Below are 14103 nucleotides of genomic sequence, written 5' to 3' on the forward strand. Positions count from 1 at the left end.
CCGCGCCGGTTGACGACCGAAACAGACCCGTGCGGGATGGACAATCGGTTAATGGCCCGCATGCCCGCCGCCTCCCGAAGATTGGCCTCCCTGCTGCGCGCCGCCCGCGCCGCCCATGCTGCCATGCCCGCCTCCCGAAGCCGAAACGATCTCCAGCATCGAATCGATCTCTCCTTGAGCGGCACCGGTAAGCAGCTTTTCGTCCCCGCTGATCCAAGCGTGGTTATACGGCCCTTCCGTAGGCGTCTTTTCGTACTTCGGCTGGATCGACATTACGTATGCCATAACCGAATCCGGCATCTTGTCTTTGCCCGTCCAGATCAGTGGCGCGTGTTTGCCCAAATGCGAGAAGGGAGCCGCCGCGATGGCCATTGCGTTCGAATCGGCCGGCACGAACGACAGGTTGCGGCCAGGTACGGTAATGCCCCATCCGAAGCCGGTCTGCGGGTCGGAATACCGGGCGAACGCAATGGAGTTCTCGTAAGCGTCTTTGCCGGCGATCCGCTGTACCCGCCCGTACGGCTTTAGCTGGTCTTCGACCTTTTTGGAGACGACGCTTTCCGGCCCGAGAATATACACGTTCGCGGCCCCGTTCCGCTTCGCGAGCGCTTCGGCTGTTTCTTTGGGAACCTCGTCTTTCTTGACGTACAGCAGCGGCTCCGGCATATGGGCGATCCAATTCACGGCAGGCAGCGTGAACGCCGGATCGTCCATCGAACCGACGATAACCGACGACGGCAGCTCGTTTGCCGCTTTGGCGTAATAGGCGTCGATATTTTTGGCGACATCCGCCGGGTTCGCTCCCGTCACTTTATCCGTTTTCAGACCCAGCTTCGTTAGCTGCTGCTCGATCTGCGGGGCCAGATCGCCGACCAGCACGACCTGCACGCCGTTATTGGAAGGCACCCCGGCCGGCTTGAGCCTTTTAATTTCGTTGAGCGTCACTTCCGGAATCGAGTCGTTGTTGACGAACAGCACCGGCCCGTTGTTCGGATGATGGATCAGATCGGCGCTGGCGGCCGCAAGCTGCCATTGCTCGGAATTCGCAAGCACGATGCCGCCCGGACGGTTATCGTCCCGGTTAGCCATCCATAACGACCGGGAGACGAGCACAGCCGCCTCGTACGGATCGCCGGTATTGATCCGCGTCGTATTTTTCGTAGCGATCCACGGCATGTCAGCCGCCGCGCCTCCTCCCGGCAAGCCGGCCGATGCGGATGGATCGTTTTTTCCGTTACCGTCGAAGCAGCCGGCAAGCAGCATGGCGGTCGCTCCGACGAGCAAACCGTTCAGCACTAGCTTTCGTTTCATACTGTCTCTCCTTCTCCAAGTTTTACTGCGGACACGGTTATTCGGCAACTAGGCGTCCGTACCACACAGTGTAGCCGCCACTTTTGAAGAACTTGTGAAGGAGATCCGGTTATTGCGGGATAACGACAACAAATTCGCTGCCTGCCTCCCGGCCGTCCCCGCTAACCGCCCATACTTCCCCTTGATGCGCCTGTACGAGCGCTTTGACGATGGCAAGTCCGATCCCCCTGCCCCCCGTCTTCCGGTTCCGGGACTTGTCTCCCCGGTAAAATCGCTCAAAAATAAACGGCAAGTCCTCCTTCGTTATCCCCGCCCCCGTATCTTTCACGACAAAGCAAATGTGCCCGTTATTAGGCCGTGCGGACATCACAACCTTGCCGCCCGCCGGGGTCGCCTTCAAGGCGTTCGACAGCAAATTGACCAGCACTTGTCTCATCCGGTCCGGATCGGCCCGCATGACAAGACCGTCATCAACCGGCTCCGTCTGCAGTTCGACGCCCTTCTCCGCATAAGCCGGAGACAACAGCTCCGCGCAGCGCTCCAGCAATTCCCCGACGCGGACGGTCGTGTACGATAGTCCGAAATCTCCCGACTCCAGCGCATTCAGATCCTCGAGATCGGATACGAGTCCGATCAGCCTGCCGATCTCGTCCAGGCATACCCGGTACCGCTCCGGCGAAGGCTGCCATATGCCGTCCCTCAAGGCGGACAGATGACTCTTGAGCGTAGTCAGGGGCGTCCTCAGCTCATGGGCGATATTCTCGGTCATCGCGATCCGGAGCCGCTCCTGCTCCTGAAGCTGCTCGGCCAGCCGGTTCAGCGCCAGTCCGAGGGCAGCCAGCTCGTCCCCGCCCTGCACCTCTGTGCGGGTTCCAAGCTGGCCTCTTGCCATCATCTCCGCCGAATATTTCATCCGGACCAGCGGTCCCGCCAGCTTTTTACCAAGCCAAATACTGACCGGCACGACGATCAGAATCGATCCGAGCAGCGTCCAGCCGATCGCCTGCATCACGGCCCGTTCGAGATGACTGCTCCAGCCGGCAGCGCCTCCTGCCGCTCCGCCGGACTCGAGCTGGTACATATTGAAGTGATAATGGATGCCCGCAACGAGCGTAACCGAAGATAAAATTAAGATAAGCGACACGACGGCGCCAAGCGTAACGGCCATGCGGACCCGAAGCGACTGTCTCATTCTCAGCCTCCACTAAACCGGTAGCCGATTCCGTATACGGTGACGATATAGCCCGGATTTTTCGGATCGGCTTCTATTTTGTGCCGCAAGTTTTTGATGTGCTGATCGATCGTCCGGGCATCACCGTCAAAATCAAAGCCCAGCACCTTGTCCACCAGATCGTCGCGGCTGAACGTCCGGTTCGGGTTGCGGGCAAATACGAGCAGCAGCTTGTATTCGTTCGGTGTTAACGCAACCGTCTCTCCCCTCAGCACCACCTTTTGCTGCAGCGCATCGATGAGCAGCTCCCCGCCCCGAAACGGAATCCGGTCCGCAAGCAGATCACCTCCGTCTGTGCGCCGCAGGATGGCACGCACTCTGGCGATCAGCTCCAGCGGGTCGAACGGCTTGGTCATATAATCGTCCGCTCCGAGCGACAAGCCCAGCAGCCGGTTGCGGTGCGAGGTTTTGGCGGTCAGCATCAGGATCGGTACGGGACTGCGCCCGCGGATCGTCTCGCATACTTGCTCCCCGTCTCCGTCCGGGAGCATCAGATCGAGCACCACCAGATCGACGTGCCGGTCCCGGATCTGGTCCAGCGCCAGTCTCCCCGATTCCGCTTCCAGCGTCCGATACCCTTCGCTGGCCAGGTAAGAGAGGATCACCTCCCGGATATTATCGTCGTCCTCGACGACGAGTATCGTCTTCACGATCCACCGCCTCCTTCGCTTGTTGGTTACCCTCATCGTAATGCAAATTCGGGTGCAAGCTCAAGCGGGGAGGAGGAACGGCTGCCTGCGGGACGGTTCTAAGAAAGAGCAACCAATGGGGGCGAGGCGGGGAAATTAAGTTGGCAGGCAGGTTGCAGAGCTTTGAGGAGACGAAACGACCTTTCCGGAACTATGCCGGACGTACGGATTCCTTCGACTGGTGCGGGGAAGCGCCTAGCTAACGACGTGAATGCGAAAGATTCAAGAATACCCTTGCCAATTCCCCGGCTGGCGGTGACCGATTAATCCAAATAAGAGCGGTTTACGAGGCTGTCGATTCATTATGGACAACCAAGTGGAAAGGGAAAAGATTACCTTCTGGCGAGTTTTGTCTGGAATCCCCTACCTTACAATCCTTATTCAATCAAGGGATTCCGGACAACCTGTTTGAGTAGAAGAAGGTAACTTTTCACTTGGAACGGCCTACTAACACTTCTACACAATGAATCGACAGCCTCGTTTACCGCTCTTAAAAGACCCAAATCTGATAAATGACGACGGATAAGAGCGGTTTGCAGCCCTTATTCCTGCGTTGCTACCTAGATTAGCATTCGCATCGAGAATATAGGAGCTACAAACCGCTCTTATCTGCAAGGTAATGCCGAAAATCGCAGACAGCTCTACGGACTGCAAATGGTTCGGCCCATCACCCGGAAGCCGCCGCCCTGTCAAGCTTCAAACCAAACCTCAAGGCTCGAGATGTCCCGGAGCGCATCGATGCTCCCGCGACCGGCTGAAATACTCGTCGAGCTTCTCCAGGCCGAACTCCTCGATAATCGCCCCGACGCTGAACTCGTCCGTTTCGCTGGACAGCAGCACCGAGCCGAGCAAGCCGGGATCGTGAATGGACACTTGGGGTCCGTACTTCCGCTTGATTTCCCGGAAGCACGCCCCGTTTTTGTCGATATGCAGGACTTCGCAGTCCAGATTGATCGTCGTCGTGACGAACGGGTAATAATTCGTGCTCTGGGCGACCGCTTCGCCGAGCGGAGAAATAATCGCGCACGGCAGCCCGGCTATCGCTCCGGCGAAATGGGCCCGGCACGAATAAGCCCAGTAGTTCTGCATGATCGCTCCGTGGTACATGGAAGGAAACACGATCAGATCGGGACGGGCTTGGACGTATTGCTGCCGCAGCTCGTCAAAGTTCAGGTCGAAGCAGATCGCGACCGCCACCGTGCCGAAATCGCACTGGAATACCGGAGCGTCTTTGCCGTACAAAATGCCGTTCTGATCGTACTCGGCAGGCACGAGATGGTTTTTGTGATACGTGCCGATCACCGAACCGTCGCGGCCGATGAGCTGTGCGGTGTTGCGCCAGCTTCCGTCCTCGGCCTGCACATGCGACGGGTACACGATATGGCAGCGATGGCTTGCCGCCTTCTCGGCCATAAAGTCGCGAATCCGGTTGCCTCTTACCCGGTAATATTCCAGTCTCTGTTCCTTCGGATACACACTGGAGAGCGGACGATCGCACGCCTCCGGCAATACGATCAGGTCCGGCTTGTCGGGCAGGACGCTGTCGAGCTGCTTCTCCCAATGCGCCATCATGCGCGCCAGCGCTTCCTCGGCAGGAACCGCCGCCTCGATTCTGCAAGGGGCGGGGCCCAAGCAGCTCACCTTCACATAATTGGCCATAACCCATCTCCTCCGGTGCGTGTCTTCCGTTGCAAAAGCTCAGGCAAGCACGCTCATCTGCTCGGCCAGCACTTCGCCGCGCAGCGGCCGGCCTTCCGTGTACGCTCTCAAATCGTCAATAACCGCTTGAGCGATCCGCTGCAAGCCGTTATTGACGGCTCCGGCAATATGCGGGGTCAGCACAACGTTAGGCAATGTGCGGAACGGGTGATCCGGCGCAGGCGGTTCCGGATCGGTTACGTCCAGACAAGCGAACAGCCGCCCCTTCTCCAGCTCTGCGACGAGCGCCGCCTCGTCGATCAGCGAGCCCCGGGCCGTATTGATCAGAATCGCGCGATCTTTCATCAGGGCGAGCCGCTCGGCATTCAACATCCGGTACGTCTCCGGCAGCGAAGGAGCATGGATGGAGACGACTTCGCTTTGCGCCAGTACTTCCTCCAGCTCCGCCTTTACGGCGCCCATCTCGCGAGCCTTCTCCTGGCTCACAAACGGATCGTACAGCAAAATCCGCACGTCAAAATTGCGCATCAGCTTGATGTAGTGCGAGCCTGCCTTGCCCGCCCCGATCACGCCGGCCGTTATTCCGTACAGCTCCTGCACGCCCGATACCGGTCCCCATGCCCCGCCCCGGGTCTGCTTGCTCAGTCTCCACATATCCTTCAAGGAAACGATCGTAAACCCTAGCGCCGTCTCCGCCACGCCTTTGCCGAGGGCTTCCGTTGCATTCGTCACGCGGATTCCCCGCTCCCACAGCTCCGGCGTGACGATCGGCTTCACCGTCCCGGCAGCATGCAGAACAAGCTTTAGGCCCGGTGCCTGCTCCAAAACGTTCCCGGTAAGCGGGGTGCAGCCCCACGATGTAATCGCTATGTCCGCGCCTTTAATTAGAGACGCAAGGCGCGACTCGTCCGGCGGCCCGGGCTGGTCATTCACCACGACGTCCCCCAGCATCCGCAGCTGTTCCATATGATTGCTCCGAAAGATTCGTTCTCTCTGTTCCTTTCCTTGCAGCAGTACGATTTTCATTGCGTTCTCCTCCATGTCGGCATTGTCCGTTCGGCGCCGTTCATTCGGCGTTGTCCGTTGCGAAACTTGTGAGCCGGTTCGGCATTACTTCGGCCAAGCTCCGCACATTCCCCTTTATCATTACCGCTAATTGATCCAACCCTTTTCACATAATGATCCAGCGAATATACTGGTTCACTTTTGATTATATTTTGGATGGAAACGACTGTCAAACAGTATTTTCATATGCTCCGCACCCGTTTAGCAAGAAGGAATCGTGACAACAATGTTGTTGTAAGCTATAATATCACTCAAGCCATCCTAAGGCACGAAACTATATTTAACCATAAGTATACCAGTGAGTTGCCCGGCACTACGACGCGACCGGCACATAAGGTTGGAGGAATAACGAATGAAACCAAAACGGACGACTTCCAGAAGCCGTCTGGAGGAAATGATCGCCGTACTAAAAGATGACATCCTTACCGGCAAACGGTCTGAAGGCGAATTTCTGCCCTCGGAGCTGGACCTAGGCGAGATGTACACGTTAAGCAAAAATACGGTGCGCAAAGGACTCGACGTGCTCGTCTCGGAAGGTTTTATCGAGAAGGTGCCCCGGATCGGCGCCCGCGTCATACGCAAGAAGCAAAAAACCGGAGAGCTGATCCGCTTCGGTTATTACCCGACGATGAACAACGAGATGGAGCTGCTCGAGCTCGTCGAGCGGTTTAACGAGGCGAATCCGGACGTCCAGGTAGAACCTGTCCCCGTCGTGTACCCCCGGGATTACGAAGCGGTGCAGAAATATTTGCGGGAAGGCACGCTTCTCGATATCATGACGATCAATCTGTACAATTACGAATTTATCCGCGGCGACTCTCCTGAGAAAAGCGTGCTGGAGCCGCTGGAGCCGCGGGACGACCTGTATCCGTTTCTGAATGCGCCGTTTCAGTCGGGCGACCGGCAGTACCTGCTCCCGTTCGTCTTCACTCCCGTCGTGCTTTGCTACAACAAGGATCATTTTCGCGAGGCCGAGCTTGCCGAGCCGGACAGCGGCTGGACGTGGGACGATCTGAGCGCCGCCGCAGACAAGTTGGCCGCCGGAGGAGACCGCCTCGGGTTTTATTTCCACCTCATGTCCGAGAACCGCTGGCCGATCTTCCTTCTTCAGAACGGAGTACGGTTCGGGCGGCGCGAAGATGGAAGCCGCATATTCAGCGCCCCTCTTGTCAAAGAAGCGCTCGAGGCCTGCATGAACATCGTGAACGCCCATTTTCCGTATCATCTGTCCGAGGACGATAACGATGCGGTCTCGCTGTTCCTTAACGGCAAAGCTTCGATGATCATCGCCACCTATTCATGCCTGAACGCCCTGAAGGGGGCATCCTTCGAATACGATATCGCACCGCTTCCTCACCTGAAAGAGCTGAAGACGATGCTGGTTGTCATCGGTCTGGGCATCAACAAAATGTCGGCCCACAAAGACGCCGCGAAACGATTCGCCGATTATTTGCTGTCTTATGAAACTCAACTGCACATCCGCAAACAAACGCTGAACTTGCCGAGCGTGAAGCGGGCCGCCGAATGGACCGGCGAGGAGGAAGTCAAGCGACGCCCCTACCGGTTCCATATGTACCGGGAAATCATCCATACGTTCCGGACGTATGCCGATTTGAACATCTCCGTGCAAGATATGATGGCGATGCGCAACGAGCTTCGGTATTACTGGTCCAAGCTGGAAAGTCTGGATACGGTGCTGGAGCGGCTGGATCAACAGTCGTAAGCGGCGGGGGCGGCGGAGGCCGCCCCTCTTGAATGTTTGCCTAGGACATCATCGGTTGAAGGCAAAAGCAAGCCGGCTCTCCTTGCCGCAGATGCTGTCCAGCTGAGCAGGAAGTTGTTCCGCACCCGGCTACGCCCGCGTTCTCCCGGCCAGGTCAAACGTATCGTGCCGGCACGAAGGGCAGCCTGCGCGTTTCAACTCCTCTATCGTTCCATGCGCCCCTCCGTACCCGACAGCTTCCGCACGGCCGCACCGTTTGCAAATATACGTACGGCGCGTCCGCTTCACCTCACCCGTATACAGCGCTTCTTCGAACGGCGAAACAATCGAAGGAACGGTCGAATCCGTAGTCTGGAGGACAATCATCTGACTACGGTTGCCGATGATCTCCGCACCTTCATACTCGTTGAAAAAAGGGATCATTTCCTTGACCGTCAGCCCCATCCGGACCAGCTCGCGCTGCATATCCAAGGAAGCGTCCGGCGACTTGTGCGCAAACGACAAAAAGATCGACAACCCCTTTTTCCTTCTGAGCGCCTCAATCCCCCGCGACAAGAACAACGTCATCCCCTGCAGCGTGTAAGGCGGATCGGTAAAAAAACAATCGAACCGGCCGCGCAGCGCCGGGGGAAGAGACTGCCGCAAATCCGTCTGATGACACTCGACAACAACCCCCACCTGCTCCGACGCACTCCGGATATAATCCAGAAACCGCAAATCGATATCCGCGACCTCGATCCGGGTCCGACGCTTTCCCGCATTTCCCGGAAAAAGCCGGCTAAGCAGAAAACCGACCGAGATACTGACCAGATCGTCGTCGCCGACGCACAAGATCCGCTTGCCGATCAGCGACTGCTCGCGCAAACCTAGTATGGCGCGCTTCAGGCTGGACTCCATCGTACATTTGGACTGGTCGATCCTCACATCTTCCTGCGGCCGCTCCCGGAACAGCTCCCGCAGCAGCGGCAATCCGTCAGCCAGCTCCGGCCGCCAGCCAAGCGGGTCCGTCATCAGCTTGCGATACAGATCCTGATCGAACCCGCCGTATCCCAGCTTGTCTTCCACATAAGCCTTACCCTCCGGCGAACAATGGACGCCGTCTTTTTGCACAAGGGCGCCGGCCCGGATCAGCTCTTTCTTGATCGCAGCGGCAACCGGAACGGGCAAAACCGTTTTCCTCGCCAGTTCTTTCGTCGAGATTCCCGGCTTCAGGTAACATTCCACCATCGTCTGCTCGACCGCCCGTTCGCCTTCCTCCAGCCGTACATTCGCGGCTACCGCTTGCGTGAACTCCCTCAATAGATCCACTCTCCCAGGTTCAGTTAAATGCCAAAAAGGGCAGAGATGAACAAACGTCCATCTTCTGCCCTTCAAAAAAAGGAAGGATCGCGGCATGCAAACGCAAGAAATCCGTCACCTCCGGCTCCCGGAGACACGAATCTGCGCCTTGTTGCACACAACAAAAGCCATGCTCAAGAGCACGGCTTTCCGCAATCAAAAGAATATACGCGATGGCCTGTTCTTAACTAATTGGAGTCCGTCCTTTCCCGTTCGACAAATAAGCCGCGCTGGCAGCTCGATCAAAAAGAAAAGGCAATCGACTCTATGCAATTGATTAGTTAAGAACGCTCGCAGACATCAACAACATCTCCAGCCATCTAGAATACGACCATTATAAAAGAAAACGATATGGAAAATCAACTGTACGGCTCCCCAATCTGCCTTTAGCTGAGAGAAAAGGAAGCGGATAAGAGCGGTTTGTATAGTTTGTATCCTTTATTTTGTCCAAAATCCGCTTGGATTTTCCACTCGGTTGTCCTCAATGAATCGACAGCCTCACTAAAAGCTCCTATTTGTGAAAGTCCCCCGTATGCATTCCGTTTCAGCGAAGTTGAATTCGGCGAAGCTTGAACCCTCCCTCTCCTGCTCCCATCAGAAGCAGCCCCTTACGCATGAGTCATTCGACGCGACAAAGGTTTCTGAAAGAAGCTTGTTCTTGCAAATTCGAAGAGCAAAACAACGCCGTTCTTCATTGGTTTACAATTAATATTAAATTTATATAAACCAATTTAACTTAATCCAGTTGCAATAAACCCTAAATCAAACAATTTATTATGATTTCGTTGACAAAATGCTACATATTACCTAGTATAAGAAATAAGCCGAAGCTAGATTTGTAAACCAATACGAAATAATAATTGTAAATCACAATAAAATAAAAGGAGGGATACCAGGGAGCGGCAAAGCTGCGGCTGTGACATCGTACGGGGCTTCCGGCTACGACGTGCAAGAAGATTGTTAATTCCGATTCAGCTATATGGAGGGTTACTTTGAGTACAAAAATTGCATTTCTCATGGACCGGAAAAACCGGACCAACCTGTTCGACACCGAGCATATGGAGCGTATCGCACGCCTCGGAGAGATCGCCCTGTTCGACGCCTCGGAAGCGCTTTCTCCTGTTCATACCGCCGAGCTGATCGAAGGCGCCGACATTGCGGTCACTTCCTGGGGATGCCCGCCGCTGGAGAAACCTATATTGGAGAGGGCCCCCGGTCTCAAGCTGATCGTGCATGCCGCAGGAACGGTCAAGCGTGTCGTGACTCCGGAGGTCATCCGCTCCGGTATCCGCGTCAGCAGCGCGAACTGCGTCTTGGGCAGACGGGTCGCGGAGACGGCGCTCGGTCTTACGATCGTGTCGCTCAAGAACATCTGGCAGCTGGCGGCCGATACGAGAAACAACGAATGGGGACGCAACTATCACCGGGTCAAGGAGTTGTACGGAGTCACGATCGGCGTAGTGGGAGCAGGCGCATCCGGCCGGCCCTACATCGAACTGATGCGCCAGTTTCAGGTTCGCATCCTCGTATACGACCCGAACGTATCCGTCGAAGCGATCTCGAGCATGGGAGGCATCCCGGCAGACCTCGACACGCTGCTTGCCGAATCGGACGTCGTATCGATTCACGCCCCTGCGATTCCGGCGACGAACCGAATGTTTAACGCCCGGAGACTTGCCATGATGAAGGATGACGCGATTCTGATCAATACGTCGAGAGGCTCCTTGATCGATGAAGATGCGCTGGTCGCCGAGCTGAGTACAGGAAGACTGCGGGCTTGTCTCGACGTGACGAACCCGGAACCCCCGGCAGCGGACCATCCGTTCCGCACACTGCCGAATGTAACGTTGATTCCGCATGTCGCAGGAGTCGTTACGAATGGATTAAGAAGTTTGGGAGCGTTTACGGCGCAAGAATTGGAAGCGTTTGCAAGCAGCGGTTTATTAAACGGCGAGATCGATCTCAGCCGGCTGGACATACTTGCCTAACCATTTGACATCCGTCTAGGAGGGTTCCAAGGTGATCAAAAAACACTTCGCATCCAGCGCGTCCATCAGCATTCTGGCCATGACCGTGCTGCTCGCAGCATGCAGCGGCGGCAGCGGCGGTACGCCGGCGGCATCCGGCCCGAGCCCGGCGGGCGGCGAGCAGCAGACTCCCCCTGCCAAAAAAGATCCGATTACGCTCACTATCTACACCGAGGGCGTCAATAAAGAGGAATTCGACGACCGCTTCCTCCCTTCCCTTACGAAAAAGTTTCCGCATATTACGATCGAGTACATTAAGGCGGCGGCAGGCACCACCATTACCGATCTTGTCGCCCAAAACAAAATACCCGACATTATGCGAATCGACGTCCCCGGTCTCAAGGCGAAATATTTGGATCTTGGCCTCGCTTACGGCCTGGATGAGCTGGTGAAGAAAAACCAGTACAATTTGAACCGGTTCGACGAAGTATTCATTCAGGAAATGAGAAACGCCGGAAGAACAGGCGAATTGTACGGTCTGCCGGTGCCGCCGTACTTCCCGCTCGTGCTTTACTACAACAAAGATTTGTTCGACCGGTTCGGAGTGCCGTATCCGAAGGACGGGATGACGTGGGACGAAGTATACGAGGTCGCCAAAAAAATGACCCGTGTCGAGAACGGGCTGGTATACCGAGGGTTCAGCTCTAGCATTACCGCTATGCTGCGCGACAACCCGTGGTCGCTGCCGATTCTCGACCCGGCGACGGACTCGCTGACCGATCCGGAGAAGTGGAAGACGCTGTTCACCACCTTCAAGAAATTTTACGACATCCCGAACAACGCCATGGACCCCAACTTGGCCAACGAAGGCAACGCATTCGGCAAAGGAACGGTCGCGATGATGGCCAATCAGCACAACATCTACCTGATCATACCGGAAAACATCAATTGGGATATCGTCTCTTACCCGATGCTGCCCGGGTCTCCCAACTTGATGGGCCAGCGCGGACCGGCTTACTGGTCGATTACGAAGCAGAGCAAATATAAGGAAGAAGCGTTCCAGGTTATAACGGAGATGCTCTCCGACGAAGTGCAGCAGGAAGATTCCAAGAAAGGCATACCTACGACGCTGACCAATAAGGATATCCAAAAAACGTTGGGTGCGTCGCATCCCGTCTACAGCAAAAAGAATATGAACGCGGTGTTTTACTATCCGCCTACCGCTCCGACTCCGAAGCGCAAGCCCGAACTGACCGATGTTCCGGGGCGTAACCAGGAGGCGGTCATCCGGGAAGCGTTCAACGACGTCGTGCTGAAAAACATCGATATGAATACGGCGCTGCGGACGGCGGACGAGAAGCTGAAGCTGGAGATCGCCAAGGAAAAAGCGGCATCCGGAGGCAAATAAATAGCGACTGCCCTAGGGGAAATCGGGACCGGCAACGGCGGCCGGTTTCCCTTGCCTTTCTTATACGCATCGTGTATGTTGGTAACAAAAACTGGTTACATACGGGCGGGATGGATATGCAGGACCAAGCAGGCAGAAAACATTTTCGCCAGCGGATGGACTTGATGGTCCGGACGATTCGCGAAGACATTTCAGCCGGGCGCTTACGGCACGGCGATTTCCTGCCTTCGGAAAAAGCTTACGCCAAGCAATACGCACTGAGCAACAAATCGGTTCGCCAAGGACTGGATGTGCTGGTAGCCGAACGGCTGCTTGAGAAAATACCGCGGGTCGGCAACCGGGTGATCGGCACCGCCGCCGCCGGACAAGCCGTACTCCGATTCGGGTATTACCCGTCGATGCTCGAACAGGCGGCGCTGAAATCGTTAATCGAGCAGTTCCATACCAGACATCCGGATATTCGCGTTCAAATGATTCCGATGACGGCTCCCCAGACGTTCGGCGGTCTGCGAACCTACGTGGATACCGATGCGCTGGACCTGATCTCGATCAGTTCCTCGGCATTTGACGAATTTGTCGCCAACGACGCGGCGGATTACTGGGAAACGGTCGATACGAATCCGCGCATTTACCCTTTTTTAAATGAAACGTTACAAGCAGACGGACAGCTCAAAGCTCAACCGTTCATTTTCTCTCCGCTTATGCTGATCTACAACAAAAGCCATCTCCGCAGCCTGGATCTGCTGGAGCCGGACAGCGGCTGGCGCTGGGGCGATCTGTTTGGGCATGCCTCCAAGCTGAATGTGGAGAAGGAGCGGATCGGGTTTTATTTTCATTTCCCGTCCTTTAACCGCTGGCCCGTCTTTTTGCTGCAAAGCGGCATGACCTTCGGCCGGGAGACGGACGGTACGATGAAGCTGCGCGGCACGCCTTTGGCGGACGGGCTGCGCACGTGCCAGGAGCTCATCACGACACAGAACCGGTTTCCGCTCATGCTGTCGGATAAGGAAGCGGATGCGGAAAAGCTGTTTTTCGACGGTAAAGTATCGATGCTGATGACTTCCTACTTCAGCCTGAATATGCATCCTCATAATCCGAAAATCAAATACGACATCGCTCCCCTGCCTTACGTGAACGAAAGCAAGACGTTGCTGCTCGTGATCGGACTTGCGATCAGCAGCCGGTCGCAGCATAAGGAGAACGCGAAGCTGCTGCTCGATTTTCTGATTTCTTACCGTTCCCAGCTGACGATCCGGCAGACGACGCTTAGCATACCAAGCTTAAAGCCGGCCGCCGAATGGACGGGCAAGGAGACGATGTACCGGCCGTCCCGCTTCCATATGTACCGGGAGATTATCCCGACTTTCGCCCAGCAAAAAGATTTGCGTCTAAGCAAATCCGAGCTGGGGCTTATCCAGCGGGAAGCCCGGCTGTACTGGTCGGGCCTTGAAGCGGAGGACGTCTTTCTGGACAGGCTGGAGAAACTGTTGTCGAGTCCCGCTCCGGAAGCGGACGGACCGGCGTAATGTTGCGGCCGGATATCCCCTCGTCTTGCAGGCAGAGAAAAAGCCGATTCTCAACGAATCGGCTTTTTCCGGTCAGTCGGTGTTAGATCCAGGCGCGGCTAACGATTACCAAGAGGATAAACAGTACGAGAATAACTCCCGTCGTTGTGCCCAGACCACCGCAAGTTCCAGCGAAAGACATGTTCG

11 protein-coding genes are annotated in these 14103 nt (G+C 56.1%); 4 read left to right on the plus strand and 7 right to left on the minus strand.

What is annotated here, in order from left to right; all coding sequences use genetic code 11:
- Positions 1–48: 48 nt before the first annotated feature.
- The 5 genes from PV433_RS24295 to PV433_RS24315 form a co-directional block, all read right to left on the minus strand.
- Positions 49–1311 (minus strand): cell wall-binding repeat-containing protein, encoded by a 1263-nt coding sequence (locus PV433_RS24295; protein WP_332074617.1) that lies wholly within the window; start codon positions 1309–1311, stop codon positions 49–51.
- 109 nt (positions 1312–1420) lie between these two features.
- Positions 1421–2503, minus strand: a complete 1083-nt coding sequence (locus tag PV433_RS24300) for a sensor histidine kinase (RefSeq protein ID WP_332074618.1) — start codon at positions 2501–2503, stop codon at positions 1421–1423.
- Positions 2504–2505: 2 nt separating this feature from the next.
- Positions 2506–3192, minus strand: coding sequence for a response regulator transcription factor (locus tag PV433_RS24305; RefSeq protein ID WP_332074619.1), 687 nt, complete (start codon positions 3190–3192; stop codon positions 2506–2508).
- Positions 3193–3939: 747 nt separating this feature from the next.
- Positions 3940–4890, minus strand: coding sequence for a carbon-nitrogen hydrolase family protein (locus tag PV433_RS24310; RefSeq protein ID WP_332074620.1), 951 nt, complete (start codon positions 4888–4890; stop codon positions 3940–3942).
- 39 nt (positions 4891–4929) lie between these two features.
- Complete coding sequence (locus tag PV433_RS24315; protein WP_332074621.1) at positions 4930–5916, minus strand: hydroxyacid dehydrogenase; 987 nt, start codon at positions 5914–5916, stop codon at positions 4930–4932.
- A 391-nt stretch (positions 5917–6307) separates the two neighbouring features.
- Here PV433_RS24315 and PV433_RS24320 point away from each other — a divergent pair, with 391 nt between their 5' ends.
- A complete protein-coding gene (locus PV433_RS24320; RefSeq protein WP_332074622.1) occupies positions 6308–7678 on the plus strand; it encodes an extracellular solute-binding protein in 1371 nt (456 codons plus the stop codon).
- Between the two features lie 129 nt (positions 7679–7807).
- Here PV433_RS24320 and PV433_RS24325 read toward each other — a convergent pair whose 3' ends face one another.
- Positions 7808–8977: a bis-aminopropyl spermidine synthase family protein gene (locus PV433_RS24325; protein ID WP_332074623.1), complete on the minus strand. Its 1170-nt coding sequence runs from the start codon at positions 8975–8977 to the stop codon at positions 7808–7810.
- A gap of 1031 nt (positions 8978–10008) precedes the next feature.
- Here PV433_RS24325 and PV433_RS24330 point away from each other — a divergent pair.
- The 3 genes from PV433_RS24330 (at position 10009) to PV433_RS24340 (ending at position 13917) form a co-directional block, all read left to right on the plus strand.
- On the plus strand, positions 10009–11004 hold the full coding sequence (locus PV433_RS24330; RefSeq protein WP_332074624.1) for a hydroxyacid dehydrogenase: 996 nt from the start codon (positions 10009–10011) through the stop codon (positions 11002–11004).
- Positions 11005–11035: 31 nt separating this feature from the next.
- Positions 11036–12391, plus strand: coding sequence for an ABC transporter substrate-binding protein (locus PV433_RS24335; protein ID WP_332074625.1), 1356 nt, complete (start codon positions 11036–11038; stop codon positions 12389–12391).
- Between the two features lie 116 nt (positions 12392–12507).
- A complete protein-coding gene (locus PV433_RS24340; protein ID WP_332074626.1) occupies positions 12508–13917 on the plus strand; it encodes an extracellular solute-binding protein in 1410 nt (469 codons plus the stop codon).
- A gap of 82 nt (positions 13918–13999) precedes the next feature.
- Here the strand turns inward: PV433_RS24340 and PV433_RS24345 are convergent, their stop codons facing one another.
- Entirely contained in the window at positions 14000–14098 is a 99-nt protein-coding gene (locus tag PV433_RS24345; RefSeq protein WP_190931235.1) for a YjcZ family sporulation protein, read from the minus strand.
- Between the last annotated feature and the right edge of the window lie 5 nt (positions 14099–14103).

This window comes from Paenibacillus sp. GYB004 (genome assembly GCF_036577605.1).
GTDB classification, from domain to species: Bacteria; Bacillota; Bacilli; order Paenibacillales; family NBRC-103111; genus Paenibacillus_AB; species Paenibacillus_AB oceani.